At 62.4% G+C, this 2469-nt stretch carries 2 protein-coding genes and 1 pseudogene; all 3 read left to right on the top strand.

From position 1 onward, the window contains the following. Positions 1-1011, top strand: a 1011-nt coding sequence (locus AC1DU6_RS27285) for a GTP-binding protein (RefSeq protein WP_477860951.1), incomplete at its 5' end; no start/stop codon positions are given. A gap of 145 nt (positions 1012-1156) precedes the next feature. Continuing rightward, a pseudogene (locus tag AC1DU6_RS27280) lies at positions 1157-1369 on the top strand (AAA family ATPase); the annotation flags it as partial. 132 nt (positions 1370-1501) lie between these two features. Further along, positions 1502-2469, top strand: a 968-nt coding sequence (locus AC1DU6_RS27275; RefSeq protein ID WP_477860953.1) for an ATP-dependent nuclease, incomplete at its 3' end; no start/stop codon positions are given.

Below are 2469 nucleotides of genomic sequence, written 5' to 3'. Positions count from 1 at the left end.
GTCGAGTACGAGTCGGACACGCGCCACTACGCCCACATCGACTGCCCGGGCCACGCTGACTACATCAAGAACATGATCACCGGCGCCTCGCAGATGGACGGCGCCATCCTGCTGGTCGACGGCACCGAAGGCGCCGCCCGCCAGACCATCGAGCACGTGCTCCTGGCTCGCCAGGTGAACGTGGGCCACATGGTGGTGTTCGTGAACAAGATGGACCTGGTGCCCGAGAGCGACCGTGCCGACATCGCCGAGCTGATCGAGATGGAGATCGGCGCCCTGCTGGCCACCCATGGCTACACGGAGCCCGCCTTTGTCTTCGGCAGCGCGATGAAGGCGCTGGCCGCCGCTGAACGTGGCGAGCTGGATGGCCCGGACGTGCAATGCATCGTCGAGCTGGTGAACGCACTGGACTCGCGCATCCCTGACCCGGTGCGCGACTACGCCAGCCCGTTCATGATGCCCGTCGAGGCCGTGCACACTATCGCGGGCCGCGGCACCGTCATCAGCGGCCGTGTCGAGCGCGGCGTGATCCGCGTCGGCGACTCGCTGGAGATCGTCGGCCTCAGCTCGGCTGGTGACGACCCTGTCGTGGTCACCGGCGTGCAGTCCTTCCACAAGGACGTGGCCGAAGGTCGTGCCGGTATGAACGTGGGCCTGCTGCTGCGCGGCGTCAAGCGTGACGACGTCGTGCGCGGCCAGGTCGTGGTGAAGCCCGGCGCGCTGAAGCCCTACCGCACGGGGCGCGCCCAGATCTTCGTCCTCAGCAAGGAAGAAGGCGGCCGCCACACCCCGTTCGGCTCCGGCTACCAGCCGCAGTTCTTCTTCGGCCCTACCGATGTGACCGGCGTTATCAGCGTCGACGCCGATGCCGGCGTTGTCGAACCCGGCGCGCAGGCTCTGATCAGCTTCGAGCTGAACAAGCCGGTCGCGATCGAGAACGGCATGCGCTTCGCCATGCGTGAAGGCGGCAAGACCGTCGGCGCTGGCATCGTGACCGAAGTGCTCGCCTGAAAGGCTGAGCCTTCCCCGCCCCTGTTGCTTGCTTGTCGGGTAGCAGGGGCTTTCTTGTTTGTTGGGGGGCGTGGGAGCGACTCAGGTAGAGCGGTCGCTCGGCTGGCTTTCGGCACATCAATCTGCTTGCCACCGATTCCGGAAAATGTGGCGTCCGCCCTGGTACCACTGTGAGCGGCTGGCAGCTAAGCTGCTTGCAAAAGAGCCCAAGGGAGGGAACATGCGCGCAACGAGCATCCGACTGCAAAACTTCAGGTCCTTCGCGGACACGCAGGAGATTCCGCTTAGTCCGATCACGGTGTTAATCGGCAAGAACAACACGGGGAAGTCGAGCATCATCCGCGGCTTGCATCTAATGCAGCACGGGCTTGACCCATATCCAGATGTCCGCCTTGGGGAATCTCAGGCCTCAATTTTTGTGAGGTTGGAGGGCCAGCACGAGCACTGGGGACTGCGCGTTGGACGTCCCRCTGTCTCTTCGTCGTTGACCATGGTCTTCACTGATGGAGAGAGTAAGTCGGAACAATCCACTCTGACCATTGACGGAAATCCATCGGGACTGAAAGGTGACACCCGCTTCCCGAACAAGGAACCCAACCATCTCGTAGTGCCGATCTTGGCCAGGAGAAAGGCTGGTCAATACAGCGAAGAGGTTCGGCAGCACACCGCAACCAATGTTGCGCTGGACCAGAGCAGCCTAGCCGCGAAGCTGGCCCGGGTATCAGTCCGTGGATATCCCGGACATCAACAGTTCGCCGACGCCTGCTATGAGCTGCTCGGATTCCACGTTGGCCCGATCTTGTCGCCGAATGGTCAGAGGCCTGGAGCCTATCTGCCGAGCGGAGCCACTCTTCCGATGGACCAGATGGGGGAGGGGGTTTCCAACATCGTCCACATGCTGGCCAACCTGGCGGTCTCGCAAGACAAGATATTGCTGATCGAGGAACCGGAGAACGACCTGCACCCAGGCGCGCTGAAGGCACTGCTAGATCTCATCATCGTGTCTTCAGTGCGGAATCAGTTCGTAATCTCGACTCACTCCAACATCGTAGTTAGGCATCTGTGCGCGGCGCCGCGCAGTACTCTGCTTCGTGTAACGGCTGAGGAGGGCATCCTTCCGACGACGTCTAAGGTTGAGGTCGTGGCGCACACAGCGACGGCCCGCATCGCAGTCCTAGAGGACCTAGGCTACTCGTTCGCCGACTTCGATTTGTGGTCGGGCTGGTTGATCCTGGAGGAAGCGTCCGCGGAGACCCTCATTGGAAAGTTTCTCATCCCGTGGTTCGCGCCCGGACTGAAGGGGAAGCTTCGAACGGTGTCCGCCGCGGGCGTGAACAGGGTCGATGCCAAAGTGGACGACTTCCACCGACTGATGGTCTTCCTGCACTTGCAGAGCGCATATGAGGGCAAGGCGTGGGTACGGGTTGACGGCGACTCGGCCGGGCAGGCAGTGGTGGA

The sequence above is a fragment of the Roseateles sp. P5_B10 genome (genome assembly GCF_056400485.1).
The sequence above is the reverse complement of the archived record's forward strand: the minus strand, read 5'-3'. Positions and strand labels throughout refer to the sequence as shown.